Genomic DNA, 23,407 nt, shown 5'->3' with positions numbered 1-23,407 from the left:
CGCGGGAGGGTTCAGGAACTGTTAGCACTCGTAACAATGGGTGCATGTTTTATGAAAGCGTCACAAAGGGCTCAAAGATAAAGCCCTTCGCGCAGGCTGCGCATCAGGTCGATCATCTTGTCATCCGGTTTTTCCCACAGGAGAAGGCGGATTTCGGCGACGAGATCGCCCCGTTCGCCGTTTTCCATGAGCAGACCTTCACCGGGAATACGGATCTGGTGGTCGGAGCCCGACCAGGCCGGAACCGTTACCGGCAGCGGTCCGAGCGGGCCGTCGATGGTCGTCTCGCAGCCGAGCACGGCATTCTCGATCGTCACCGGCAGGTCGACCTTCAGGTCGAAACCATCGACCCGGAAGCGACCGGGGGCAACGCGCAAGGTGATGACGGCATCGCCGCGCTTCAGGTTCTCGATGCGGTGACCGGCCTCCTTGAGGCGGATCACCTGGCCATCCGTCGAGCCGGCGCCGACAGGCACGCGCAGCGTCTGCCCGTCCGGGGTCTCGATCGTCGGGCGCACCTTGTTGAGGATGTCCTCGACGCTGACGGTGACGTCGGCAACGAAGTCCGGTGCCGTCTCCACCTTGACGCGGCTTCCGCGGATGCGGCGGATGATAGCGGAGATGAGGCTGCTTGCCGGGGCGACGCCGCGGCCCGGCGGTGCCTCTTCGATCTCAGGCTCGTCGGCCGCCTTGCGGGCGTCCTGTGCGGCGGCGCCGGCGGCCTGTGCCTGCTGCTGGGGGCGCGGCTGGGACTGCGCTTGCCCCTGGACTTTTGCTTCTGCCGGCTGTCCGCGCGAATCGACGCCGAAGATGCGGGCGATCATGTCCTCGGCATCCTCGTTCGACACGCGCGGCGGCGCTTCGCTCCTTGCCTTGCGCTCGGCCTGCTGGCGGCGCATCTGCTCCATGCGGCGCAGTTCGGCCTCGCGCTGCTGGCGGTCGTAGCGGCTGCGTTTGTCGGGGTCGCGCAGGATGTCGTAGGCGCGGCCGGCCTCCGTGAAGCGCACGGTGGCATTTGGGTCGTCATGGTTCTGGTCGGGATGCACGGCCTTCGCCAGCGAGCGCCAGGCCGCCTTGATTTCCTCCTGCCCGGCGTTTCGCTTCACGCCGAGCACCGAATAGGGGTCACGCATAACTTCCACCCGTTGCCGTTTTGCCGGCCATGATAGCGATGAACGTCCTAATCACTGGTTACGGGCCAGAGTTGAAAAAGTGCAAAGATCGCGTGTCCTCAACCTTGCAGATCAAAGGCGAGCAGCAGCCATTCGCCGGAATTGCCAAGGCAGGTGCGGCCGGAATAGTTGGCGATGCCCTGGTAGGAATGGCGTGTCGTCACGAAGTCGCGGCACGGCCGCCCGGTCGTGTCGCGATTTTCCGCAATGCTGCTGATGACGCCGGCGCTGCCCGAGGCGGAGTTCGCCCACGGAATGGCGCTGCCGCCGGTGCGGGCAAGATCGGCGGAGGAGACGGCGTTGCGCACGGTGATCTCGTCGGTCAGGCGTTCGGTGCCCGAGGGCACGGAACTGGTGCGCAGGGTATCGACCTTGCTGCCGTCGAAGATGTCGAGACCGCCCATGCAGCCGGAGAGAGAGGCGCCGCACAGGGTCACGACAACAACCGCAAGGCAATGTGCCCTGTATGGCTTTGTCTGCGCGCGCGACTTTGCTATGACGTCCACTCCAACCTGCCTCATGCAGTTAATAGATCGGCATTGAATCGAATATGAGCGAAAATGCGTTAACAAGCGGTGACTTCACCGAGGAAAACGAACCCTACGCCCTCTTCGGCACATGGCTGGAGGAGGCGGCGAAGACCGAGCCGAACGACCCGAACGCGGTGGCGCTCGCCACCGTCGACGAGGCGGGCCTGCCGAATGTGCGCATGGTCCTGCTCAAGGGGTTCGATGCACGCGGCTTCGTCTTCTATACGAATTTCGAGAGCCAGAAGGGTGTGGAAATCCTTGGCGCACTGAAGGCCGCCATGTGTTTCCACTGGAAGTCGCTGCGCCGTCAGGTGCGCATCCGCGGCGAGGTGGAGGTCGTCACCGATGCCGAGGCGGACGAATACTACGCCTCGCGCCCACGCGGCAGCCGCATCGGCGCCTGGGCATCGAAGCAGTCGCGCCCGCTGGAAGGCCGTTTCGCGCTGGAAAAGGCGGTTGCCGAATACACGGCCCGCTACGCCATCGGCGAGATTCCCCGCCCGCCGCACTGGTCCGGCTTCCGCATCAAGCCCGTCTCGATCGAGTTCTGGCACGACCGCCCCTTCCGCCTGCACGACCGCATGGAATTCCGCCGCACGGCGGACGGTGCCGGCTGGACGAAGGTCAGGATGTATCCGTGAGGCCGTGACATGCGTGCCGAGGACGTTCTCAGTCGATACGAGGCATTGATCAACCGGCACGATTTCGACCTCCTCCTTCCATTGCTCTCGAAGGAGGCGATCTTCTGGTTCAACGACGGTTCCCATTCGGGTCTCGACGAGATTCGCAAGGCCTTCGAGGAGACCTGGAAAAAATTCCCGCTTGAGCGCTATTGGCTCGAAGACCGACGCTGGCTTGCTATGGGTGAGGCTGCGGCCGGATGCGTCTATCGCTTCTGCTGGCAGACGACGCGGGACGGCAGAATGCTTTCAGGTGGTGGACGGGGCACGACGTTGTTGCGTGCTGAGGCCGGAACGTGGCGGATCGTCCACGAGCACCTCAGCCAATTTCCAAAATAATTTTGGCTCAGCGCCGCATCAGCCGGAAGGGAATGCCTGAAGCCAGTGCCCCGACATATTTGGCTTTCTGGTAGTGCCCGTTCAGCGAGATGCGCGGGAGCGTCGTCGGCGCGTCGAAGGAGCGGGCCGAGATCGTGCCCGGATCCGTCGTGACGGCGACGCGGAAGCCGAGGTCCCTGGCAAGTCGGTGCTCGCGGGGCGAGACGGAGGCGCGGCCGCCATAGGGATAGGCGAGCGTGTCCGGCCGGTGGCCGATGATGGCGGCGATGCGCTCGGCCGACTGCTCCATCTCCTGGCATGCTTCCGCGTCGCCAAGGCGGGCGAGGGCCCGGTGGCTCACGGTATGCGCGCCGATCGAGGCGAGGGGGTTGACGACGAGGCTCTTCAGCTCCGGCTCGCGCATGACGAGCCGTTCGGTGATCATCAGAGGATCGATGCCATGGGCCCTTGCGGCGGCATCGAGCCGCTCGATTGCCGTAGCCTCGTCCATCTCCGCCTGGATGAAATGGGCGAGCCGGACATAGGCGGTCTGCTTCTGGAAGAGGGTTGCGAGCGGCAGGGCGATCGCGCCGGAGCCGAAATCGAACTCCAGATGCGGGGCGACGCGCAAAAGCTCCGTCAGCGTCTCCCACCAGATGCCGTGCGTCTTGCAGGCAAAGCCCGGCGAGACGAAGACGGTGAAGGGCACCTTGTGCCGTGTGAAGACCGGCTGGGCATGAACCGCATTGTTGCGATAGCCGTCGTCCAGCGTGAAGGCTGCGAAACGCTCGCCACCGCGTGCGATGGCCAGTCGTGCCGGCATGTCGGCCAGCGCCACGAACTGGTAGCCTTCTTCCGTCAGGTGTTCGATCGCCGCGTCGAGAAAGTCCGGCGTGATCTCCAGATGCGCATTCGGATCGAAGGTCTGCGGCGTCTTCGGCCGCACATGATGCAGCGTGAAGATCGCACCCATGCCGCGCGCGGACGCCATCAGCCCGACGCGCTCGGCCAGATGCGCGAACTCCAGCCCGCCGGTGATCATGGCGCGCCTCAGCCCCTGTCGCATGACGCTGCGAATCGGCATGTCGTCTTCGTCGTCCCTTTTCGTCTCTCGCGGCCGTTATCGCACCCGGTCGGTATCCGAGTGGTTAACAACGGCTTTCCTGTGGCGCGGCGGCGCCGGCCGCCCGGCCTGGAAGGTGAGGATGCGGATCACATCCATGAAGATGCGCGTGATGGGGTCGAGCATCGTGGTTCTCCGTGTTTTCTGTCTGCACGGATTGTCCGCCTGCTTGCCCTTTTTGCTCAAACGAGTTTATCGTCGATTTCGAATGACTTGAGGTTATGCGATGAAACGCGGACGGTTGCCGCTCACGGCGCTCAGGAGTTTCGAGGCGGCGGGCCGGCTTGGCAGCTTCACGCTGGCGGCCGAGGAGCTGCTCGTCTCGCAGGCCGCCGTCAGCCGGCAGGTCAAGGAGCTGGAGGCCGAGCTTGGCAAACCGCTCTTCGAGCGCCGTCACCGCAGCGTCCGCCTCACCTCCGCCGGCGAAGCGCTGCTCGACGTCCTGTCGCGCGCCTTCGATGCGATGGATGCAAGCCTGTCGGAGATTCGCGGCCGGCGTGGCGGCGGACTGCTGGAGATCAGCTCCGAACCCTCCTTCGCGGCGAGCTGGCTCGTGCCGCATCTCGACGATTTCCACGCCGACCATCCCGAGATCGACGTCGTGGTCGAATCCGACATGCGGCTCATCGAGTTTCGCGCGCACGAGCCGGAAATCGCCATCCGGCATGGCATGGACGCCAGAGCCTGGCCGCGCGTTGCAGCCGAGCACCTGGCGGATGTGGAGCTGGTGCCCGTCGTCATGCCCTGCCTGATGGAGGAGGGGGCGCCGCTGCGCACGCCGGCCGACATCCTCGCCTACACGCTGCTGCACGAGGAGAACCGCAGCGCCTGGCAGCGCTGGTTTGCCGCCGCCGGCCTGGCGGATGTGCCGCCCGGGCGCGCGCAGATCTTTACCGAAGGCAATCTCGTCTTGCAGGCGGCGCTGCGCGGCCACGGCGTCGCGCTGGTCGACCGCGCCTTCGCGGCCGAGGACATCGCCGAAGGGCGCCTTGTGCAGCTCTTCGACATATCCATTCACTATGGCGCCTACTGGCTCGTCGCCCGTGACTTCAAGCGCCTCTCCCCGGAAGCGCGCGCCTTCCGGGAATGGCTGTTGCAGCGCTTTGCCGTCTCTGGTTCTTGAAGTCGAGGCTCGGTAGAGCGATTTCGGGATCAGGCCTTGGTGCCGCCGACCGTCACCTGGTCCATGCGCAGATGCGGCTGGCCGACGCCGACCGGGACCCATTGGCCGGCCTTGCCGCAATTGCCGATACCGGTGTCGAGCTTCGTGTCGTTGCCGACCATCGAGACGCGGCGCATGGCGTCCGGCCCGTTGCCGATCAGCATGGCGCCCTTGACGGGGGCCGTCACCTTGCCGTTCTCGATGAGGTAGGCCTCGGTGCAGCCGAAGACGAACTTGCCCGAGGTGATGTCCACCTGTCCGCCGCCGAAGGAGACGGCGTAGAGGCCGTTCTTCACCGAGGCGATGATTTCCTCCGGCGTCCTGTCGCCGGACAGCATGTAGGTGTTGGTCATCCGCGGCATGGGGCGATAGGCATAACCCTGCCGGCGGCCGTTGCCGGTCGCCTTCATGCCCATCAGGCGCGCGTTCTGCCGGTCCTGCATGTAGCCGACCAGCTTGCCGTCCTCGATCAACACATTGTAGGCGGACGGCGTGCCCTCGTCGTCGACCGTGATCGAGCCGCGGCGGTTGTCGATCGTGCCGTCGTCGACGACGGTGACGCCCTTGGCCGCGACCTGCTCGCCGAGCAGACCGGCGAAGGCCGACGTCTTCTTGCGGTTGAAGTCGCCTTCCAGCCCGTGGCCGACCGCCTCATGCAGCATGACGCCCGGCCAGCCGGAGGAGAGCACGATGTCCATCGTCCCGGCCGGTGCCTCGACGGCCTCGAGATTGACCAGCGCCTGCCGCAGCGCCTCGTCGGCGCCGAAACGCCAGCTTTCCTCGGTGAGGAACGCGTCGAAGGTGGTGCGGCCGCCGACGCCGTAGCTGCCGGTCTCCTGCCGGTCGCCTTCACCGGCGACGACGGAGATGTTGACGCGCGTCATCGGGCGGATGTCGGTAACGCGGTGCCCGTCGGCGCGCAGGATGTTGACGACCTGCCAGCTTGCGGCGATCGAGGCGGTCACCTGCCGCACCTTGGGATCCTTGGCGCGGAGATACGCGTCGATCTCGGTTAGGAGGGCGACCTTCTGCTCGAAGCTCGGTGTGCCGATCGGGTTGTCCGGCGTATAGAGCCGCCGGTTTGTGCCCTGCGGGGCGGCGGCGTAGTCGCCGGAAAAGCCGCGCGTGACGGCGCCTGCAGCGTCGGCCGCGCGCTTCAGCGCCGACAGGGTCATCTCGCCGGAATGCGCATAGCCGACGGCTTCGCCGGCAACGGCGCGGAGGCCGAAACCCTGGTCGGTGTTGAAGCTGCCGCCCTTGAGGCGGCCATTGTCGAAGGAAAGGGATTCGGCCTGGGCGTGTTCGAGGAAGAGCTCGCCGTCGTCGGCGTTCTTCAACGTCTCCTTGAGCACCGCCTGTACGGACGCCTCGTCGACATCGAAGAGGGAGAGAAGGTCGGTGTTCATGGGAGGCTCCGCAAGCATTGGACTTGGGGCCTCATGTAAGTCCCCGGAAGGCGGGCGGCAAGCCCGCCCGGTGCGGGCTTATGGCAGTGCGTCGTAGCCTTCGCCGAAACCCTTGAGATCAACGGGAATGCCGATGCCTTCCTCGGGCGACTGGAAGACGATGAAGGTTGCCGTCGCGCCGGAGCGGAAGGTCTTCAGGAGTTCGTCCTCGAGCACGACCTCGGCATAGCAGCCGTCCGAGAAGCAGCGCACGAAATAGGCGCGGCCGATATCTTTGCCGTCGACATTGAGGCCGAGCCCGTTCGGCAGTAGCACGCCGAGCGGCGCGAGCACGCGAAGGATTTTCGCCTTGCGGTCGGCGGTCTTCAGCACGACGACGGACAGGCCGAGCTCGGGCCGGTCCTCGGCGAGCACGTTCTGCATCAGCGCGCACTGTTCGCCGGAGGCGCCGGCCGGCTGGTCGCAGACGATCGACCAGGCGCCGTGGTTCGACTTCACCGTGCCGGGCTGCTGGGCTGCCGAAAGGGAAGGAAGCGCGAGAGCGCCGAACCCGAGCGCGGCAAGGCCAAGTGCCGTGCGGGACAGCCGGGAAAGGGGAGCAAAACCCATGAAAACCTCGGAATCTCGAATCAGTCGGGCTATCTTTGAAGGGGCAGGGGGGAAATGAAAAGCCCCGGGCGCTCATTTCCAATTGATTGAAGGCGGAAATTGGACCGGTTCTCCACTCATTATAATAGGGGCCTTGCCCGGGGCCGAACCGCCGGTGCGGACGGTGGATGAGGGGAAGCAAGGGGGCTTTGCGCAGGATCGCCGCGGCCAAACCTTTCATGCTATAGGGAATTATGAAGAAACTGTGGGGAGCGGGCCCATGCTTTTGCTTTTGCGCAAAAATGCCGCACGGGGTGTCCCCCATGGCTGTTGCGGCGAGCATGAAACTGTGGTTTTAAGCACTCAGTATAGCAGGGATTCTGCGCGTCTGTTTGATCCCGATCAAACGCCTTGGGGAGATACGTTGTGAAAAACAAAGCTTTTGCAGTTCTGGCCGCGATCGGCTGTCTGCTCTTTGCTTCGACCGCCTTCGCTGATCAGCCGTTCGACTGGCAGAAGGGCCTTCAGCCCGCCGCGACCTCGATCATGGAAGAGATCCGCTGGTTCGAGCAGTACACTCTGTGGTTCATCGTCCCGATCACCCTGTTCGTTCTCGTCCTGCTCATCGTCGTCGTCGTGAAGTTCCGCGAGAGCAAGAACCCGGTTCCGTCCAAGACCAGCCACAACACGGCGATCGAAGTCGTCTGGACGCTCGGCCCGGTCATCGTTCTCCTGTTCCTCGCCGTTCCGTCCTTCCAGCTTCTGACCAGGCAGCTCGCCCCGACGGAAGAGCCGGAGCTGACGATCAAGGCCACCGGTTACCAGTGGTACTGGGGTTATGAGTATCAGGTCGGCGAGAGCCCGCTCTCCTTCGACAGCATCCTGCTGCAGGACGGCGATCGCGCTGCTGCCGGCAAGGAAGACAGGGGCGTCTATCCGCGCCTTCTGGCTGTCGACAACGAAGTCGTCGTCCCCGTCGGCAAGCATGTCCGTCTCCTCGTCACCGCTGCCGACGTGATCCACGCCTTCGCGATGCCCTCTTTCGGCGTGAAGATCGATGCCGTCCCGGGCCGCCTCAACGAAACCTGGTTCAAGGCTGACCGTGAAGGCCTGTTCTACGGCCAGTGTTCCGAGCTGTGCGGCAAGGACCACGCGTTCATGCCGATCGCCATCCGCGTCGTCTCGCAGGAGAAGTACGATACGTGGCTCGCAGCCGCCGCGACGAACCTCGGCGATGCAAACAAAGCCCTGATGGCGTCGGTCGACGGTGCGGCAAAGTCCGTCAACGTCGCCGCAAACGCCGCGCAGTAATTCCAAGGGAGAGAGACCATGGCCGGAACATCCGCTGCCCACGGCGATCACCACGATCACCACGAACACAAGCCGCTCACATTCTTCCAGCGTTGGTTCCTGTCGACCAACCACAAGGACATCGGCACCCTCTACCTGATCTTCGCGATCTGTGCGGGCATCATCGGCGGCACGCTGTCGGTGGTGATGCGCATGGAGCTGCAGGAGCCGGGCATCCAGATCTTCCACGGTCTTGCCTCGATGGTCTACGGCTTCGAGGGCGATGCTGCCATCGATGGCGGCAAGCACATGTTCAACGTCTTCACGACGGCGCATGCGCTCATCATGATCTTCTTCATGGTCATGCCCGCGCTCATCGGCGGTTTTGCCAACTGGATGGTGCCGATCATGATCGGCGCGCCGGATATGGCCTTTCCGCGCATGAACAACATCTCGTTCTGGCTGATTATCCCGGCCTTCCTGCTCGTCCTGCTCTCGATGTTCGTCGAAGGCCCGGCGGGCGGCTACGGCGCGGGCGGCGGCTGGACGATCTATCCGCCGTTCTCGACGTCGGGTCAGCCGGGTCCTGCCATGGACTTCGTGATCCTCGGCCTGCACATCGCCGGCGCCTCCTCGATCCTCGGCGCGATCAACTTCATCACGACGATCCTCAACATGCGCGCTCCGGGCATGACGCTGCACAAGATGCCGCTCTTCGCCTGGTCGGTGCTGATCACCGCCTTCCTGCTTCTGCTCTCGCTGCCGGTTCTGGCAGGCGGCATCACCATGCTGCTGACCGACCGCAACTTCGGCACGGCCTTCTTCGCGCCGGAAAACGGCGGTGACCCGATCCTCTTCCAGCACCTGTTCTGGTTCTTCGGTCACCCGGAAGTGTACATCCTGATCCTGCCCGGTTTCGGCATCGTCAGCCACATCGTGTCGACCTTCTCGCGCAAGCCGATCTTCGGCTACCTCGGCATGGCCTACGCCATGGTCGCGATCGGCGCCGTCGGCTTCATCGTGTGGGCGCACCACATGTACACGGTCGGCATGTCGCTCCAGACCCAGCGCTACTTCGTCTTCGCCACGATGGTCATCGCGGTTCCGACGGGCGTGAAGATCTTCTCGTGGATCGCGACGATGTGGGGTGGTTCGATCCGCTTCACGACGCCGATGATCTGGGCGATCGGCTTCATCTTCCTGTTCACCGTCGGCGGCGTTACGGGCGTCCAGCTCGCCAATGCCGGCCTCGACCGCGCCATGCACGACACCTACTACGTGGTCGCCCACTTCCACTACGTTTTGTCGCTCGGCGCCGTCTTCGCGATCTTCGCTGCCTGGTACTACTGGTTCCCGAAGATGACCGGCTACATGTACTCGGAATTCCTCGGCAAGCTGCACTTCTGGGTCATGTTCGTCGGCGTGAACCTGATCTTCTTCCCGCAGCACTTCCTCGGCCTTGCCGGTATGCCGCGCCGCTACATCGACTACCCGGACGCCTTTGCCGGCTGGAACGCGGTGTCGTCCTACGGTTCGTACATCTCGGCCTTCGCCGTCCTGATCTTCCTCTTCGGCGTCTTTGAAGCCTTCGCCAAGAAGCGCGTCGCCGGCGACAACCCGTGGGGTGAAGGTGCAAACACGCTGGAATGGCAGCTCTCTTCGCCGCCGCCGTTCCACCAGTGGGAACAGCTCCCGAAGGTCAAGTAAGACCCTTGAGATCGGAGCCGCCGGAAACGGCGGCTCCGCCAGTAGAAAAGGCCGAATGAATCGGCCGAACGCGACGGAAAGAACATGGCGGTCATCGAGCATCACGAAACGGTTCCGGGCGGCGGCGAGGTCTACCTCTCCGAAGCGTCGCCGCGTGATTTCTTCGAGCTCCTGAAGCCGCGGGTCATGTCGCTCGTCGTCTTCACGGCCTTCGCCGGCCTCATTCTTGCTCCGGGCGAGATCAACCCGTTCATCGCCGCCATCGCGATCCTCTGTATCGCCGTGGGCGCGGGAGCATCCGGCGCCCTCAACATGTGGTACGACGCCGACATCGATGCGGTCATGACCCGCACCGCCAAGCGTCCCATTCCCTCCGGCCGCATCCGCCCGGAAGAAGCGCTCGCCTTCGGCCTGACGCTCTCCGCCTTCTCGGTCGCGATCCTCGGCCTTGCGGTCAACTGGCTTTCGGCCGGTCTGCTTGCCTTCACCATCTTCTTCTACGCCGTCATCTACACGATGTGGCTCAAGCGCTCGACGCCGCAGAACATCGTCATCGGTGGCGCGGCCGGCGCCTTTCCGCCGATGATCGGCTGGGCCTGCGTCACCGGCGGCGTTTCCATCGAGAGCGTCGTGCTCTTCCTCATCACCTTCCTGTGGACCCCGGCGCATTTCTGGGCGCTCGCGCTGTTCAAGATGCGCGACTACGGCGCCGTCGGCGTGCCGATGCTGCCGAATGTCGCCGGTGAGCGGACCACCAAGGTGCAGATCCTCATCTATGCGGTGCTGACCGCCGTGATCGCCGTCGTGCCGACCCTTCTCGGCTTCGCCAGCCTCGGCTACGGTCTCTTTGCCGCAGCCCTCGGCCTCGGCTTCGTGTGGTACTCTGTCGGCGTGTTGCGCATGCCGGAGGGCGACGTCGCGATGGTGCCGGCCAAGAAGCTCTTCGCCTTCTCCATCGTCTATCTGTTCGCGGTCTTCTCCGGCCTGATGGTCGACCACATGATCGCGTCATTCGGATGGGTGCTGTAATGGAAACCGTAAATCTCACGGAAAATCAGAAGAAGGCGCGCCGCGGCCGCAACATCGCGCTCGGCGCGGTGCTTCTGGGCCTCGTCGTGCTGTTCTACATCGTCACGCTCGTGAAGTTCTCCGGCGGAATGGCGGGCTGACGATGAGCGAGATGCAAAAGACCGAAAAGAGCAGGATGGGCAATGGCACGATCGTCGCCATCTGCTGCTCCTTCGTCATCGGTATGGTCGGCATGGCCTATGCGGCCGTGCCGCTCTACGAGATGTTCTGCAAGGTGACGGGGTACGGCGGCACGACGCAGCGCGTCGAGCAGGCCTCCGACATCATCCTCGACAAGACGATCAAGGTGCGCTTCGACGCCAATGTCGGCCCGGGCCTTGCCTGGAGCTTCGAGCCGGTGCAGCGCGAGGTCGAGCTGAAGATCGGCGAGACCGTGCAGATCATGTACAAGGCGCGCAATCTCGCCTCCACGCCGACGACCGGCCAGGCGACGTTCAACGTCACGCCGCAGGCGGCCGGCGCCTATTTCAACAAGGTCCAGTGCTTCTGCTTCACCGAAACGACGCTGAAGCCCGGCGAGGAACTGATCATGCCCGTCGTCTTCTTCGTCGATCCCGCGATCGTCGAGCCGGTCGAGACGAAGGGCATCCACACGCTCACGCTGTCCTATACCTTCTATCCGCATGAGGCGTCGAAGCCGGTGGCTTCGGCTGCGGAGGTGAAGACGGACGACGCGAACAAGCTTTGAATACCATGCGTTTCCGGCTATGCCGGGAACGGAACGCGATACATTGGGGATAAGTCAGATGGCCGATGCGCATCAGAAGAAACACGACTACCACATCATCGACCCCAGCCCGTGGCCGCTGCTTGCCTCCATCGGCGCCTTCGTCCTGGCGCTCGGCGGCATCGGCTACATGCGCTACCTGTCGGGCGGTACCTTCCACCTGTTCGGCCTGAACCTGGCCAATCCGTGGATCTTCTATATCGGCCTGCTGATCACGCTCTACACCATGTATGCCTGGTGGGCGGACACGGTGAAGGAAGCGCATGAGGGCCACCATACCCGCGTCGTCTCGCTGCACCTGCGCTACGGCATGATCATGTTCATCGCCTCCGAGGTGATGTTCTTCGTCGCCTGGTTCTGGGCCTTCTTCGATGCCAGCCTTTTCCCGGCCGAAGCCATCCAGGCCGCGCGCGTCGAGCACACCGGTGGCGTCTGGCCGCCGAAGGGCATCGAGGTTCTCGACCCCTGGCACCTGCCGCTCTACAACACCGTCATCCTGCTGCTTTCGGGCACCTGCGTGACCTGGGCGCACCATGCGCTGCTGCACAACGACCGCAAGGGCCTCGTCAACGGCCTCGCCCTGACGGTCGTCCTCGGCGTGCTGTTCTCCTTCGTCCAGGGCTATGAATATGCCCACGCACCGTTCGCCTTCAAGGAATCCATCTACGGCGCGACCTTCTTCATGGCGACCGGTTTCCACGGCTTCCACGTTCTGGTCGGCACGATCTTCCTGATCGTCTGCCTCATCCGCGCCATGCGCGGCGACTTCACTCCGAAGCAGCATTTCGGCTTCGAGGCGGCCGCCTGGTACTGGCACTTCGTCGACGTCGTCTGGCTCTTCCTGTTCTTCTCCATTTACATCTGGGGTGGCTGGGGCGCGCCGATCGCGCACATGTAAGCGAGCCTTGCTCGATTTGTCGAAACGGCCGCAGCGATGCGGCCGTTTCCCGTTTCGGGCCCCTTTGTCGCGGCCTTTCGGTTGGACGGGCGGCGGGCAGGACGGTATAGGAGCATATGCGCCGCTTTGGCCCCTCATCCCCCTGCGGGGAGAGGATGCCGGCAGGCAGGTGATGGGCCTTGCCGCCTGAAGCAAGAGCCCGCGGCAGCCCACCCGGGCGTGAACATACGGATACGAGCATGGACGAGGACAAGGCACTTTATCCCCCCGTCGACCCTTTCAGCACCGGGCTGCGTGGCTGTTGCCCACGCTGTGGCCAGGGCAAGCTGTTCGACGGCCTGCTCAAGGTGAAGCCGTCCTGCACAAGCTGCGGGCTCGACTATGCCTTCGCCGATTCGGGCGATGGCCCGGTCGTCTTCGTGCTGCTCATCGTCGGCTTCATCGTCGTCGGTGCAGCGCTGTGGATGGAGGTCAACGTCAACCCGCCGCTCTGGGTGCATTTCCTTCTGTGGATCCCGCTCGTCATCATTCTCGGCCTTGGGCTGACGCGCGTGCTCAAGGGCCTGCTGATCACGCTGCAATACCGCAACAATGCCCGGCCGGGCGAGATCGACCGTGGCTGAGGTCCCGGCCGGCGCGATGCCGCGAAAGAGCAGGGGCGTGGCGATCCTCATGGGGGCCGCCTTCGTCGTCGCTCTCGCCATCCTGCTGTCGCTCGGCACCTGGCAGCTGCAGCGCCTCTACTGGAAGGAGCAGCTTCTTTCCGACATGGCGGCGCGCCGCATCGCCGCGCCGGTGTCGCTGGCCGATATCGAGGCGATGGCGGCGCGGGGCGAGGATATCGAATACAGCCCCGTGACGGTCTCGGGCGTTTTCGCTAACAACAAGGAGCGGCACTTCTTTGCCACCTGGCGCGGCCAGACCGGCTATCACGTCTATACGCCGCTCCAGCTGGCCGACGGGCGCTTCCTCTTCGTCAACCGGGGCTTTACACCCTTCGAGGCGAAGGAGCCGGAAATGCGCAAGCAGGGCCAGCTCACTGGCCTGCAGAGCGTGACCGGTCTTGCCCGTGCCCGCCTTGCCGAAAAACCGTCCTCCATCGTGCCAGACAACGACCTGTCGAAGAACATCTTCTACTGGAAGGACCTCGACGCGATGGCGGCGACGACCGGTATTCCCGCAGACAGGCTCGTGCCTTTCTTCGTCGATGCCGGGGATGCGCCGAACCCCAAGGGGCTGCCGATCGGCGCCGTTACCCAGTTCGACCTGCCCAACAACCATCTGCAATATGCCGTCACCTGGTATGGCCTGGCGGCCGCACTGGTCGGCGTCGGCCTCTTTGCCGTGCTGCGGCGGAGGACCGCTCGTCCAGGGGCCTGAAAGCGGGCGATCAAGTTGTTTTTTCTTGGCGCGGCGGCGCTTGCCGGCCTATATGGGGCGCAAGGCCCCGACCATTGCCGGATACAGTGAAGCATGATTGATACCCGACCGGACTTGACCATCAGGCTGTGTGGCCCGCGCGGCTTCTGCGCCGGCGTCGATCGCGCCATCCAGATCGTCGTGCTGGCGCTGAAGGCCTATGGTGCGCCGGTCTATGTGCGCCACGAGATCGTGCACAACCGCTATGTCGTCGAGGGGCTGGAGGCCAAGGGCGCGATCTTCGTCGAAGAGCTCGACGAGATCCCGGAAGAGCACCGCCAGCAGCCTGTCGTCTTCTCCGCCCATGGCGTGCCGAAATCCGTGCCCGCCGATGCCGAGGCGCGCAATCTCTTCTATCTCGATGCGACCTGCCCGCTCGTCTCCAAGGTCCACAAGCAGGCGATGCGCCACCAGCGCCTTGGCCGCCACGTCGTTCTGATCGGCCATGCCGGGCATCCCGAGGTGATCGGCACCATGGGCCAGCTGCCGGAAGGCTCCGTCTCGCTGGTCGAGACCGTCGAGGACGCGGACAGATACGTTCCGCCGGACGAAAACAATCTCGGCTTCGTCACCCAGACGACGCTCTCGGTGGACGACACGGCCGGCGTCATCAAGCGCCTGCACGAGCGCTTCCCGAACCTGACGGCCCCGGCCGCCGATTCCATCTGCTACGCCACCACCAACCGGCAGGAAGCGGTCAAGCAGGCCGCGCCGGGCTGCGATCTCTTCCTCGTCGTCGGCGCGCCGAACTCCTCCAATTCCAAGCGCCTCGTCGAAGTGGCGCTGCGGGCCGGGGCGACGAAATCCGTGCTCGTGCAACGCGCCGCCGAGATCGACTGGGAAACCATCGGCGATATCAGGACCGTCGGTCTCTCGGCCGGCGCATCGGCGCCCGAGGTCATCGTCAACGAGATCATCGAGGCTTTCCGCGCGCGCTACAACGCCGTCGTGGAGCTTGCCGACACGGTCGAGGAAAACGAGCACTTCCTCGTCAACCGCGAGCTTCGCACCATCGAACTCACCTCCGCCGACATGGCCTTCGTCAATGGGGAATAAAATCCTGCAGGCCCTGCCGTCTATTGCCCCTCATCCCCCTGCCGGGACCTTCTCCCCGCAAGCGGGGCGAAGGAGCAGAGCGGTGCGCCCATCGCTCCTCGCCCCGCTTGCGGGGAGAGGATGCCGGCAGGCAGGTGAGGGGCGGCCGTCCATGCCATACCGTCCCGTCGATCCTACCACCCCACAAGCCTGAGACCCGCCGTGGCCGTTTATACCGATATCACCGAAGACGATCTCGCCCGCTTCCTCACTGCCTATGACGCGGGCACGCTGCTGTCCTACAAGGGCATTGCCGAGGGCGTGGAGAATTCCAATTTCCTGCTGCACACGACGGCAGGCGCCTTCATCCTGACGCTCTACGAGAAGCGCGTCGACCGAAACGACCTGCCGTTCTTCCTCGGTCTGATGCATCACCTGGCCGAGCGGGGTCTTTCCTGCCCACTGCCACTGCCGCGCAACGACGGCGCGCTGCTTGGCGAGCTTTCGGGCCGCCCTGCCGCGATGATCTCCTTCCTCGAGGGCATGTGGCTGCGCAAGCCTGCGGCGAAACATTGCCGCGAGGTCGGCCGCGCGCTGGCCGAAATGCATCTGGCCGGCGAAGGGTTCGACATCACCCGCGCCAACGCGCTCTCTGTCGGTGGCTGGCGGCCGCTGTGGGAAAAGTCGGCGGACCGCGCCGACGAGGTGGAAACCGGCCTGCAGGATGAGATCGCCGGCGAACTCGCCTTCCTGGAGACGAACTGGCCGAAGGGCCTGCCGTCGGGCGTCATCCATGCCGATCTCTTCCAGGACAATGTGTTCTTCATCGGCGACGCCCTGTCGGGTCTCATCGATTTCTATTTCGCCTGCAACGACCTGCTCGCCTACGACGTCTCCATCTGCCTCAACGCGTGGTGCTTCGAGAAGGACGGTGCGTTCAACCTGACCAAGGGCATGGCGCTGCTGGAAGGCTACGAAAGCGTGCGCCCGCTTTCGCAGGAGGAGGCCGCGGCCCTGCCGCTGCTGGCGCGCGGCTCGGCGCTGCGCTTCTTCCTGACGCGGCTCTACGACTGGCTGATGACGCCGCCCGGCGCGCTTGTCGTCAAGAAGGATCCGCTGGAATATCTGCGCAAGCTGCGCTTCCACCGTCAGATTCAAAACCCTGCGGAATACGGTCTGTCGCGATGAAGCATGTCGATATTTTCACGGATGGCGCCTGCTCGGGCAATCCCGGTCCCGGCGGCTGGGGCGCAGTGCTGCGTTACGGTACGGTCGAGAAGGACCTGTGCGGCGGCGAGGCCGAAACCACCAACAACCGCATGGAGCTGACGGCGGCGATGAGTGCGCTTGCCGCGCTCAAGACGCCCTGCGAGGTCGATCTCTACACGGATTCGAAATACGTCATGGACGGCATTTCGAAATGGATCTTCGGTTGGAAGAAGAACGGCTGGAAGACCGCCGACAAGAAGCCCGTGAAGAACGGCGACCTCTGGCAGGCGCTGGATGCCGAACGCCTGCGCCACAAGGTGGAATGGCACTGGGTCAAGGGCCATGCCGGCCACCCGGAAAACGAACGTGCCGACGAGCTCGCCCGCAAGGGCATGGCGCCGTTCAAGAAGGGGTAGGGCGCTCAGGCTGATTGCCGCTCATTCCCCTGCCGGGACCTTCTCCCCGCGCGCGGGGAGAAGGGGCGGTAGCCGGATGAGGGGCCTAGCCCCCCTTTGATCTCAAAGCTGCTCGATCATCGCCGCCGCGCCGGAAACGGTCGCCTGGCCGGGGCTTTCCTCGATGTTCAGCGCCTTCACCACGCCGTCCTCTACCAGCATGGAATAGCGCTTGGAGCGCACGCCGAGCGTGCCGGCGGAGAGATCGATGTCCATGCCGAGCGCTTTGGTGAAGCCGGCATCCCAGTCGGCGAGGAAGCGCAGCTTGCCGGCGCCGCCCGTGGAGGTCGCCCAGGCGCCCATCACATGGTGGTCGTTGACTGCGACGACGGCGATGTCGTCCACGCCCTTGGCGAGGATCGCGTCGCGGTTTTCGAGATAGCCCGGAAGATGGTTCAGCGAGCAGGTCGGCGTGAAGGCACCCGGCACGGCAAAGAGCACGACGCGCTTGCCCGCGAAAAGGTCCGCGGTCGAGATGTCGGCGGGACCGTCCGGCGTGCGCTCCTTGATCTTGAGCTCGGGCAGCTTGTCTCCAACGGAAATGGTCACGGCGTCTCTCCTGTCTGATAGGGAATGGCGAAGGGCCGGAAGGGGCCTGCCGGCGGCACTATAAGCAGCGCCGGCAAAAGTGCGAAGCGGTTTTCCGCCCGAAACGCCGCGGGTTCACTCGACGGCGAGCGGGGCTTCCATCGTCTTCTCGCCGGAGCGGAGCGTCAGCTGGATCGGGTTCTTCGCAAGGTCGAACACCTTCGGCCGGTGCAGCACCGGAATGTCGGCGACGAAGGCATTGCCGTCCCGCCGCACGGGGCCGGCCGCGCCGAATTCGAACGGGGCGCCCGAGAGGAAGACATCCGTGGGTGCCGCGTCCGCCGGTGCCTCGAAACGCACGGAAATCGTCTTGCCGTCCGCCGACCAATGGCCGTCGAGTGGCCGGAGGCCGTCGCCTGCCATCCCGGGAAGGGTCGCCTCGGCGGCGGCGATCGCCGTCTCCTCCAGCGGGTTGGTGAAGCCTTCGCCGCCCGGCTCGACCGTCAGCTCGGCCTGCACGGGGATACAGATATCCTTGCACACGCCGAGGAAAATCGTGGCAGTGACAGTGCCGCGCGCCGCCGTGGCGAGTTTCATCGGCAGGCGCACCGGCGCGTCATAGCCGATATAGTGGTTCGCCTCGTCGCCGAGCCGGCGCGGCGCAGGAAAGCCGATCGAAGTCAGCGTTGCGCCGGAGACGGTGATGGACGGCGGAATGCCGCTGCCGCCGGGGTCACGCCAGTAGGTCTTCCAGCCGTCATGCAGGCGGATGTCCAGCATGGCGCGCGCCGAACCGTCGGTTTCCGCCGGAAGCACCACGAGGCGCACGTCGCCGCCCGGCGTCTCCACCCAGGGCGAGGTTGCCGCCGAGGCGGCGGAGGACAGGAAAAGCAGCGCGATTGCAGCAGTTTGCAGGCGTTTCATGGGTCAACATCTACCGCTGCGGCGGAATGCTTTCCAGCAACAAAAATGCACGGACCGATCATAAAAGCTTGATCGCCTGCCGGGACACCATACCTTTCTTGCAGGGCTGGCGTTCTGCGCCGGCGAAAAGAACGCTTTTCATTTGATGGCGAATTGGTAGGCTACATCCATTATGGCTATGTCGGTTCTGAAAAACAGGCGAGAACGCGGCTTCCTTGACGGTCAGTTCCTGATCGCCATGCCGGGCATGGCCGACGCCAATTTTACCCGCACCGTCGTCTATATCTGCGCCCATTCGGACGATGGCGCCATGGGCTTCGTCATCAACCGCCCGCAGCAGCTGAACTTCTCCGATGTGCTGCTGCATCTCGACCTGCTCGGCGAGGACGAGGTGATCCGCCTGCCCGGCGCGACGCTGGATTTTCCCATCCGCTGCGGTGGGCCGGTGGAGAGCGGGCGCGGTTTCGTGCTGCATTCGGACGACTACATGTCCGAATCCTCCATTCCCGTCAGCGACGACATCTGCCTCACGGCGACGCTGGATATCGTGCGTGCCATTTCCCGCGGCCGCGGGCCGGAGAAGGGCCTGATGATGCTCGGCTATGCCGGCTGGGGCGCAGGCCAGATCGAAAACGAGATCGGCGCCAATGGCTGGCTGTCCTGCCCGGCCCAGGAGGAGCTGATCTTCGACACCAATCTTGACAGCAAATACGAGCGGGCGCTCGCCCTGATGGGCATCTCGCCCGCCATGCTCTCCGCCGAGGCCGGCCACGCCTGAGCGGCGCGGCAAATTTTCTCCAATGCTGCCGGAACCTGTCGCAACGCCTGCCGTTTATGGAGCGCGTCAACAATTGCGCCTCTAACAAGGAGTACGATGGTGGGTAGCACGAGCGACAAGATCAAGGGCACGGCCAACGAGCTGGCCGGCAAGGCAAAGCAGGCCGCAGGCAAGGCCGCCGGCAGCCCGAAACTGCGCGTTGAAGGCGCCGTCCAGGAAGCCAAGGGCAAGACCCAGAAAGCGGTCGGCAAGGCCAAGGATGCAGCCAAGGGCGCCGTCGATCGCCTCTGACCGACGACTTGCGGGACGGCGCGCCGCGTCATCCCGCCACCGCAAAGCCTAAATACCCGTATCGCCAACGGCCGATGCGGGTATTTTGTCGAAGGGCCATCGCCGGATCGAGGCATCATGAAACTTTTCACCTGTGCGACATGCGGCCAGACCACCTATTTCGACAACCGCGTCTGCGTGCGTTGCGGCTCCACGCTCGGGTTTCTTGCCGAGGACATGACATTGCATGCCCTGGTGCCGGAGGGCGAGGGGGTCTGGAAGATCGCGCCGGGCGAGGGCGTCTACCGCTTCTGCGACAACGCCGCGCAGGATGTCTGCAACTGGCTGCTGCCGGCCGACAGCGCGCACGCCTTCTGCGAGGCCTGCCGCCACAACCGCATCGTGCCCACCACGGACCCGAAGGGGCTGGAGCGCTGGCGGCGTATCGGCGCAGCCCAGCGCCATCTCTTCTATTCCATCCTGCGCTGGAAGCTGCCGCACCCGACGCGCGAGGACGACCCTGCCGGCGGCCTCGTCTTCGATTTTCTGGCCGACGAGCTGGATGCCGGCGGCAATGTCGTCCAGGCCGCCATGACCGGTCACGAGGACGGCCTCGTCAGTCTGCGCGCGGCCGAGGCCGACGATGAGGTGCGCGAGGGCGTGCGCGTGTCGATGGACGAACCTTACCGCACGCTGCTTGGCCATTTCCGCCATGAGATCGGCCACTTCTACTGGACCAGGCTCATCCGCGAGGAGGCGACGCTGGAAGAGGCCCGCCGCCTCTTCGGCGACGAGCGCGAGGACTACGCTGCCGCCCTCCGGCGCAACTACGAACAGGGGCCGCCCGCCGACTGGCCGCAATATTTCATCAGCGCCTATGCCAGCTGCCACCCGGCGGAGGATTTCGCCGAGTGCTGGGCACATTTCTTCCACATCGTCGATACGCTGGAAACCGCCCGCGCCTTCGGCCTCAACACCGATCCGAAGGGCCACGAGGAGCTGGAGGCCGAGGTCACCTTCGATCCCTACCGTGCCCCCGATGCCGGTCGCCTCGTCGAAGCCTGGATCCCGCTCAGCGTCGCCATGAACGCCATCCAGCGTTCGATGGGCCAGCCCGACAGCTACCCCTTCGTCCTGCCGCCACCGGTCGTACAGAAGCTGGATTTCATCAACAGGCTGGTGAGGCGTTCGTAGCGGGCGTCTACGCCCGCTTCATCAGCGGAAAGCGCTCCTTCAGCAGCCGCAGCACGGAATCGTAGCCGATCGGCGGGCCGAAGAGGTAGCTCTGGCCGAATTCGCAGCCCATATTGCCGAGCTCGATCGCGTCCTCCTCGGATTCGATGCCCTCGGCGACGACCTGCATTTCCAGTTCCCGCGCCATGGAGATGACGGAGCGGAGCAGCACGGTGCGCTTGTCGGAACCGTCGCGCACCAGCGCCTTGTCGATCTTGATCGTGTCGAAGGGGAAGCGGGTGAGATAGGAGAGCGAGGAATGGCCCGTGCCGAAATCGTCGAGCGCGAGGCCGAGGCCGACGTCCTTCAGCTTGGTGAGGATCAGGCGGGCCTGCTCGGGATTCTCCATCACCACGGATTCGGTGAGTTCCAGCTTGAGCTTTTCCGGCGCACAGCGCGTCTTGGCGAGCGCGGCGCGCACGTCGTTGTAGAGTTCGTTGTTGAGGAGCTGGGCGCTGGAGAGGTTGACCGAGACGAAGACGGGCAGGTCGCCGGTCTGGAGCTGCCAGTCCATCAGGTCGCTCGCCGCCTTGTCGAAGGCGAAGAGGCCGAGCTGGTTGATAAGGTCGGAGCTTTCCGCGATCGGGATGAATTCCGTCGGCGAGATGTTGCCGCGTTTGGGGTGGTCCCAGCGCATCAGCGCCTCGAAGCCGGCGATCTCGGCATCGGAAAGGCGGACGATCGGCTGATAGACGAGCGAGAGTTCCTTGCGCTCGATGGCGCGGCGCAGGTCCGTCTCGATCTGCAGGCGATCCGCGCCGAAGGTGCGGAAGGCGGGACGGAAGGGTTCGACGCGGTTGCCGCCGCCCTTCTTGGCCCGGTACATGGCCAGTTCCGCATCGTTGAGCAGGCCCGGCGCGTCCTCCTGCTGGTCGACCCAGGAGACGAGGCCGATCGAGGCGGTCAGGATGATCTCGCGGCCGCCGAAATTGATCGGCACCATGATCGCCTTGCTGACCGCATCGGCGAAATCGGCGACCTTGGCGGGGTCGCGCTCCGACATCAGGATAAGGCCGAACTGGTCGCCGGCAAGCCGTGCCAGCGTGTCCTGCGGCTTCAGGAGGCGGCGCAGACGCCGGGTGAGGGCGATGAGGATGTTGTCGCCGGCGGCAATGCCGAGCGCGTCGTTGACCTGCTTGTAGCGGTCGATGTCGATGGTCAGTACCGTCGGGCGCACAGTGTCCGAGCTTGCGGTGAGCGACAGGATCGATTGCAGCCGGTCGAGGAAGACTTGGCGGTTCGGCAGGCCCGTCAGGTTGTCGTGCAGGGCGTCCTGCAGCAGGCGGTCGACGGAGTTCTTCTGTTCGGTGATATCGATGATCGTGCCGACGCAGCGGATGATCTCGCCGTTCGCGCCGAGCACCGGCCGGGCGCGGATGGCGAGCCAGTGATAGTGGCCGTCCTCGGCGCGCACGCGGAACTGATGGTTGAGCCGGCCCTTGCGGTGCTCCAGGAGCACGTCCAGCGTCGCGCGAAAACGGTCGCGGTCGTCCGGATGCAGACGCGGCAGCCAGTTGCGCGCCGGGCCGTGCATGACGCCAGGGGCAAGGCCGAGCTGGATGGAGATGTCGGGGATGGTGACGACACGGTCGCGTGCCACGTCCCAGTCCCAGACCGTGTCGCCGGAGCCCGTCAGCGCCAGCGACTGGCGCTCGAGATCGGAGAACAGCCCCTGGCTGTAGGCGCCGCCGGCAAAGGCGTGCTGCATCACCGTGAAGCCGATGAGCAGCACGATCAGCACGAGGCCGCCGCCGAGCGCCGGCTGGATGATGTCGTTGTTGAGCTGTCCCGTCACCGTCAGCCAGGCGCCGAACAGCCAGACGAGGATGAGGGCCCAGGCGGGCACGAGCAGGATGGCGCGGTCGTAGCGGTTGAAGCCGAGATAGGCGATCAGCACGATGCCGACCGTGCCGGTCAGGGCGAAGGAGAGACGGGCGATGCCGGAAGCGATCGGCGGATCGTAGATCGCGACACCGAAGAGCAGGCCGAGGCCAAGAATCCAGGCGAGCGTCGCATAGGAAAGATGCGCGTGCCAGCGGTTGAGGTTCAGGTATGTGAAGAGGAAGACGACGAGGCCTGCGGCGAGGAACACCTCCGTGCCGGCGCGCCAGATGCGCTCGTCCCCCGCGGTGATGCTGATGAGCTTGGACAGGAAGCCGAAGTCGACGCAGATATAGCCAAGCACGGCCCAGGCGAGCGCGGCCGTCGCCGGCAGCATGGAGGTGCCCTTCACCACGAAGAGGATGGTGAGGAAGACGGCGAGCAGGCCCGCAATGCCGAGCACGATGCCGCGATAGAGCGTGAAGGCGTTGACCGTGTCCTTGTAGGAATCCGGCGCCCAGAGATAGATCTGCGGCAGATCGGGCGTCGCCAGCTCCGCGACGAAGGTGACGACCGTGCCGGGGTTGAGCGTGATGCGGAAGACGTCCGCCTCGTCGCTCGGCTGGCGGTCGAGCGCGAAGCCTTCGCTCGGGGTGATCGAGATGATGCGCTTTGCCCCAAGGTCCGGCCAGAAGAGTTTCGACTGCACGAGGCGGAAATGCGGGGCGACGATCAGGCGGTCGATCTGCTCTTCCGAGACGTTGGCGAGCGCGAAGACGGCCCAGTCGCCCTGATGGTCCTGCGAGGTGGCGCGCACCTCGATGCGGCGCACGATGCCGTCCGTTCCGGGTGCCGTGGAGACCTGGAAGGCCTCGCCCCGGCCGGTATAGATTTCCGTGGTGGCGGTGAGGTCGAGCGCGGTGTCGTCACGGGAGATCTTGACGGGTTCGACGGCAAAGGCGCGTCCCGTCATCATGCCGGAAAGGAGCATCGTGGCCAGAAGGATGAGAGCGAGCAACCGGCTGGCATGCAGCGTTTGCGGCAC

Annotated in this window: 26 protein-coding genes; 17 read left to right on the top strand and 9 right to left on the bottom strand. The window is 64.7% G+C overall.

Annotated features, from left to right (window positions below; genetic code table 11):
• Nucleotides 1–71 precede the first annotated feature (71 nt).
• Together EXZ48_RS25300 and EXZ48_RS25295 are read right to left on the bottom strand one after the other, a co-directional pair.
• On the bottom strand, nucleotides 72–1,133 hold the full coding sequence (locus tag EXZ48_RS25300; protein WP_130519164.1) for a DnaJ domain-containing protein: 1,062 nt from the start codon (nucleotides 1,131–1,133) through the stop codon (nucleotides 72–74).
• Nucleotides 1,134–1,231: 98 nt separating this feature from the next.
• Nucleotides 1,232–1,678 (bottom strand): RT0821/Lpp0805 family surface protein, encoded by a 447-nt coding sequence (locus EXZ48_RS25295; RefSeq protein ID WP_023512260.1) that lies wholly within the window; start codon nucleotides 1,676–1,678, stop codon nucleotides 1,232–1,234.
• 44 nt (nucleotides 1,679–1,722) lie between these two features.
• Between EXZ48_RS25295 and pdxH the strand changes: the two genes are divergently transcribed.
• Together pdxH and EXZ48_RS25285 are read left to right on the top strand one after the other, a co-directional pair.
• Nucleotides 1,723–2,343, top strand: coding sequence for a pyridoxamine 5'-phosphate oxidase (pdxH, locus tag EXZ48_RS25290; RefSeq protein ID WP_130519162.1), 621 nt, complete (start codon nucleotides 1,723–1,725; stop codon nucleotides 2,341–2,343).
• A gap of 9 nt (nucleotides 2,344–2,352) precedes the next feature.
• Nucleotides 2,353–2,721: a nuclear transport factor 2 family protein gene (locus EXZ48_RS25285; RefSeq protein WP_130519160.1), complete on the top strand. Its 369-nt coding sequence runs from the start codon at nucleotides 2,353–2,355 to the stop codon at nucleotides 2,719–2,721.
• Nucleotides 2,722–2,728: 7 nt separating this feature from the next.
• On the opposite strand, the gene EXZ48_RS25280 is transcribed toward EXZ48_RS25285, so the two are convergent.
• Together EXZ48_RS25280 and EXZ48_RS35810 are read right to left on the bottom strand one after the other, a co-directional pair.
• Nucleotides 2,729–3,784: a polysaccharide deacetylase family protein gene (locus EXZ48_RS25280; RefSeq protein ID WP_130519158.1), complete on the bottom strand. Its 1,056-nt coding sequence runs from the start codon at nucleotides 3,782–3,784 to the stop codon at nucleotides 2,729–2,731.
• A 36-nt stretch (nucleotides 3,785–3,820) separates the two neighbouring features.
• Nucleotides 3,821–3,949: a hypothetical protein gene (locus EXZ48_RS35810; RefSeq protein WP_256370924.1), complete on the bottom strand. Its 129-nt coding sequence runs from the start codon at nucleotides 3,947–3,949 to the stop codon at nucleotides 3,821–3,823.
• A gap of 100 nt (nucleotides 3,950–4,049) precedes the next feature.
• Here EXZ48_RS35810 and EXZ48_RS25275 point away from each other — a divergent pair, with 100 nt between their 5' ends.
• A complete protein-coding gene (locus EXZ48_RS25275) occupies nucleotides 4,050–4,946 on the top strand; it encodes a LysR substrate-binding domain-containing protein (RefSeq protein ID WP_130519156.1) in 897 nt (298 codons plus the stop codon).
• 29 nt (nucleotides 4,947–4,975) lie between these two features.
• Here EXZ48_RS25275 and tldD read toward each other — a convergent pair whose 3' ends face one another.
• Both tldD and EXZ48_RS25265 read right to left on the bottom strand, forming a co-directional pair.
• Nucleotides 4,976–6,391 (bottom strand): metalloprotease TldD, encoded by a 1,416-nt coding sequence (tldD, locus tag EXZ48_RS25270; RefSeq protein ID WP_130519154.1) that lies wholly within the window; start codon nucleotides 6,389–6,391, stop codon nucleotides 4,976–4,978.
• Nucleotides 6,392–6,469: 78 nt separating this feature from the next.
• Nucleotides 6,470–7,000, bottom strand: a complete 531-nt coding sequence (locus EXZ48_RS25265; RefSeq protein ID WP_023512268.1) for an invasion associated locus B family protein — start codon at nucleotides 6,998–7,000, stop codon at nucleotides 6,470–6,472.
• Between the two features lie 405 nt (nucleotides 7,001–7,405).
• Here EXZ48_RS25265 and coxB point away from each other — a divergent pair, with 405 nt between their 5' ends.
• From coxB to rnhA, 11 genes are all read left to right on the top strand, one after another.
• Nucleotides 7,406–8,290, top strand: a complete 885-nt coding sequence (coxB, locus tag EXZ48_RS25260) for a cytochrome c oxidase subunit II (protein WP_023512269.1) — start codon at nucleotides 7,406–7,408, stop codon at nucleotides 8,288–8,290.
• Nucleotides 8,291–8,308: 18 nt separating this feature from the next.
• The gene (gene ctaD, locus EXZ48_RS25255; protein ID WP_023512270.1) at nucleotides 8,309–9,976 is read left to right on the top strand and encodes a cytochrome c oxidase subunit I; all 1,668 of its coding nucleotides are present in this window, start codon (nucleotides 8,309–8,311) and stop codon (nucleotides 9,974–9,976) included.
• 84 nt (nucleotides 9,977–10,060) lie between these two features.
• Entirely contained in the window at nucleotides 10,061–11,005 is a 945-nt protein-coding gene (locus tag EXZ48_RS25250) for a heme o synthase (protein ID WP_023512271.1), read from the top strand.
• Nucleotides 11,005–11,145: a hypothetical protein gene (locus EXZ48_RS25245; protein ID WP_023512272.1), complete on the top strand. Its 141-nt coding sequence runs from the start codon at nucleotides 11,005–11,007 to the stop codon at nucleotides 11,143–11,145. Before EXZ48_RS25250 ends, EXZ48_RS25245 begins: the two co-directional genes overlap by 1 nt.
• Nucleotides 11,146–11,147: 2 nt before the next feature.
• Nucleotides 11,148–11,753 (top strand): cytochrome c oxidase assembly protein, encoded by a 606-nt coding sequence (locus EXZ48_RS25240; RefSeq protein WP_130519152.1) that lies wholly within the window; start codon nucleotides 11,148–11,150, stop codon nucleotides 11,751–11,753.
• A 58-nt stretch (nucleotides 11,754–11,811) separates the two neighbouring features.
• Nucleotides 11,812–12,690: a cytochrome c oxidase subunit 3 gene (locus tag EXZ48_RS25235; RefSeq protein WP_024271149.1), complete on the top strand. Its 879-nt coding sequence runs from the start codon at nucleotides 11,812–11,814 to the stop codon at nucleotides 12,688–12,690.
• A gap of 239 nt (nucleotides 12,691–12,929) precedes the next feature.
• Nucleotides 12,930–13,313: a DUF983 domain-containing protein gene (locus EXZ48_RS25230; RefSeq protein WP_130519150.1), complete on the top strand. Its 384-nt coding sequence runs from the start codon at nucleotides 12,930–12,932 to the stop codon at nucleotides 13,311–13,313.
• Nucleotides 13,282–14,070 carry an SURF1 family protein gene (locus EXZ48_RS25225; RefSeq protein WP_130519148.1) on the top strand — a complete coding sequence of 263 codons (789 nt, stop codon included), beginning with the start codon at nucleotides 13,282–13,284 and terminating at the stop codon, nucleotides 14,068–14,070. The genes EXZ48_RS25230 and EXZ48_RS25225 overlap by 32 nt, the downstream gene beginning before the upstream one ends.
• A gap of 93 nt (nucleotides 14,071–14,163) precedes the next feature.
• The gene (gene ispH / locus EXZ48_RS25220; protein WP_023514564.1) at nucleotides 14,164–15,165 is read left to right on the top strand and encodes a 4-hydroxy-3-methylbut-2-enyl diphosphate reductase; all 1,002 of its coding nucleotides are present in this window, start codon (nucleotides 14,164–14,166) and stop codon (nucleotides 15,163–15,165) included.
• 201 nt (nucleotides 15,166–15,366) lie between these two features.
• Nucleotides 15,367–16,332, top strand: a complete 966-nt coding sequence (locus tag EXZ48_RS25215; RefSeq protein ID WP_023512605.1) for a homoserine kinase — start codon at nucleotides 15,367–15,369, stop codon at nucleotides 16,330–16,332.
• The gene (gene rnhA, locus EXZ48_RS25210) at nucleotides 16,329–16,769 is read left to right on the top strand and encodes a ribonuclease HI (protein WP_023512604.1); all 441 of its coding nucleotides are present in this window, start codon (nucleotides 16,329–16,331) and stop codon (nucleotides 16,767–16,769) included. The genes EXZ48_RS25215 and rnhA overlap by 4 nt, the downstream gene beginning before the upstream one ends.
• 102 nt (nucleotides 16,770–16,871) lie before the next feature.
• On the opposite strand, the gene EXZ48_RS25205 is transcribed toward rnhA, so the two are convergent.
• Both EXZ48_RS25205 and EXZ48_RS25200 read right to left on the bottom strand, forming a co-directional pair.
• Complete coding sequence (locus EXZ48_RS25205; protein WP_023512603.1) at nucleotides 16,872–17,357, bottom strand: peroxiredoxin; 486 nt, start codon at nucleotides 17,355–17,357, stop codon at nucleotides 16,872–16,874.
• A gap of 114 nt (nucleotides 17,358–17,471) precedes the next feature.
• Nucleotides 17,472–18,260, bottom strand: a complete 789-nt coding sequence (locus tag EXZ48_RS25200; RefSeq protein ID WP_130519146.1) for a protein-disulfide reductase DsbD domain-containing protein — start codon at nucleotides 18,258–18,260, stop codon at nucleotides 17,472–17,474.
• A gap of 172 nt (nucleotides 18,261–18,432) precedes the next feature.
• Here EXZ48_RS25200 and EXZ48_RS25195 point away from each other — a divergent pair, with 172 nt between their 5' ends.
• The 3 genes from EXZ48_RS25195 (at nucleotide 18,433) to EXZ48_RS25185 (ending at nucleotide 20,502) form a co-directional block, all read left to right on the top strand.
• Nucleotides 18,433–19,038 carry a YqgE/AlgH family protein gene (locus EXZ48_RS25195; RefSeq protein ID WP_023512601.1) on the top strand — a complete coding sequence of 202 codons (606 nt, stop codon included), beginning with the start codon at nucleotides 18,433–18,435 and terminating at the stop codon, nucleotides 19,036–19,038.
• A 99-nt stretch (nucleotides 19,039–19,137) separates the two neighbouring features.
• Entirely contained in the window at nucleotides 19,138–19,329 is a 192-nt protein-coding gene (locus EXZ48_RS25190) for a CsbD family protein (RefSeq protein ID WP_130519204.1), read from the top strand.
• Between the two features lie 117 nt (nucleotides 19,330–19,446).
• Complete coding sequence (locus EXZ48_RS25185) at nucleotides 19,447–20,502, top strand: putative zinc-binding metallopeptidase (protein WP_130519144.1); 1,056 nt, start codon at nucleotides 19,447–19,449, stop codon at nucleotides 20,500–20,502.
• A 7-nt stretch (nucleotides 20,503–20,509) separates the two neighbouring features.
• Here EXZ48_RS25185 and EXZ48_RS25180 read toward each other — a convergent pair whose 3' ends face one another.
• Nucleotides 20,510–23,353 (bottom strand): EAL domain-containing protein, encoded by a 2,844-nt coding sequence (locus EXZ48_RS25180; RefSeq protein ID WP_371260047.1) that lies wholly within the window; start codon nucleotides 23,351–23,353, stop codon nucleotides 20,510–20,512.
• Nucleotides 23,354–23,407 lie beyond the last annotated feature (54 nt).

This window comes from Shinella sp. JR1-6, from assembly GCF_004284735.1.
Lineage (GTDB): Bacteria > Pseudomonadota > Alphaproteobacteria > Rhizobiales > Rhizobiaceae > Shinella.
This window is presented reverse-complemented; position numbering and strand designations above follow the sequence as displayed.

What these genes read in the sequence shown, in the direction of transcription:
- EXZ48_RS25300 (WP_130519164.1), bottom strand. Translation starts at nt 1,133, where the DNA reads ATGCGTGACCCCTATTCGGTGCTCGGCGTGAAGCGAAACGCCGGGCAG.
- pdxH (WP_130519162.1), top strand. Translation starts at nt 1,723, where the DNA reads ATGAGCGAAAATGCGTTAACAAGCGGTGACTTCACCGAGGAAAACGAA.
- EXZ48_RS25285 (WP_130519160.1), top strand. Translation starts at nt 2,353, where the DNA reads ATGCGTGCCGAGGACGTTCTCAGTCGATACGAGGCATTGATCAACCGG.
- EXZ48_RS25280 (WP_130519158.1), bottom strand. Translation starts at nt 3,784, where the DNA reads ATGCCGATTCGCAGCGTCATGCGACAGGGGCTGAGGCGCGCCATGATC.
- EXZ48_RS35810 (WP_256370924.1), bottom strand. Translation starts at nt 3,949, where the DNA reads ATGCTCGACCCCATCACGCGCATCTTCATGGATGTGATCCGCATCCTC.
- EXZ48_RS25275 (WP_130519156.1), top strand. Translation starts at nt 4,050, where the DNA reads ATGAAACGCGGACGGTTGCCGCTCACGGCGCTCAGGAGTTTCGAGGCG.
- tldD (WP_130519154.1), bottom strand. Translation starts at nt 6,391, where the DNA reads ATGAACACCGACCTTCTCTCCCTCTTCGATGTCGACGAGGCGTCCGTA.
- EXZ48_RS25265 (WP_023512268.1), bottom strand. Translation starts at nt 7,000, where the DNA reads ATGGGTTTTGCTCCCCTTTCCCGGCTGTCCCGCACGGCACTTGGCCTT.
- ctaD (WP_023512270.1), top strand. Translation starts at nt 8,309, where the DNA reads ATGGCCGGAACATCCGCTGCCCACGGCGATCACCACGATCACCACGAA.
- EXZ48_RS25250 (WP_023512271.1), top strand. Translation starts at nt 10,061, where the DNA reads ATGGCGGTCATCGAGCATCACGAAACGGTTCCGGGCGGCGGCGAGGTC.
- EXZ48_RS25245 (WP_023512272.1), top strand. Translation starts at nt 11,005, where the DNA reads ATGGAAACCGTAAATCTCACGGAAAATCAGAAGAAGGCGCGCCGCGGC.
- EXZ48_RS25240 (WP_130519152.1), top strand. Translation starts at nt 11,148, where the DNA reads ATGAGCGAGATGCAAAAGACCGAAAAGAGCAGGATGGGCAATGGCACG.
- EXZ48_RS25235 (WP_024271149.1), top strand. Translation starts at nt 11,812, where the DNA reads ATGGCCGATGCGCATCAGAAGAAACACGACTACCACATCATCGACCCC.
- EXZ48_RS25230 (WP_130519150.1), top strand. Translation starts at nt 12,930, where the DNA reads ATGGACGAGGACAAGGCACTTTATCCCCCCGTCGACCCTTTCAGCACC.
- EXZ48_RS25225 (WP_130519148.1), top strand. Translation starts at nt 13,282, where the DNA reads ATGCCCGGCCGGGCGAGATCGACCGTGGCTGAGGTCCCGGCCGGCGCG.
- ispH (WP_023514564.1), top strand. Translation starts at nt 14,164, where the DNA reads ATGATTGATACCCGACCGGACTTGACCATCAGGCTGTGTGGCCCGCGC.
- rnhA (WP_023512604.1), top strand. Translation starts at nt 16,329, where the DNA reads ATGAAGCATGTCGATATTTTCACGGATGGCGCCTGCTCGGGCAATCCC.
- EXZ48_RS25200 (WP_130519146.1), bottom strand. Translation starts at nt 18,260, where the DNA reads ATGAAACGCCTGCAAACTGCTGCAATCGCGCTGCTTTTCCTGTCCTCC.
- EXZ48_RS25195 (WP_023512601.1), top strand. Translation starts at nt 18,433, where the DNA reads ATGGCTATGTCGGTTCTGAAAAACAGGCGAGAACGCGGCTTCCTTGAC.
- EXZ48_RS25185 (WP_130519144.1), top strand. Translation starts at nt 19,447, where the DNA reads ATGAAACTTTTCACCTGTGCGACATGCGGCCAGACCACCTATTTCGAC.
- EXZ48_RS25180 (WP_371260047.1), bottom strand. Translation starts at nt 23,353, where the DNA reads ATGCTCCTTTCCGGCATGATGACGGGACGCGCCTTTGCCGTCGAACCC.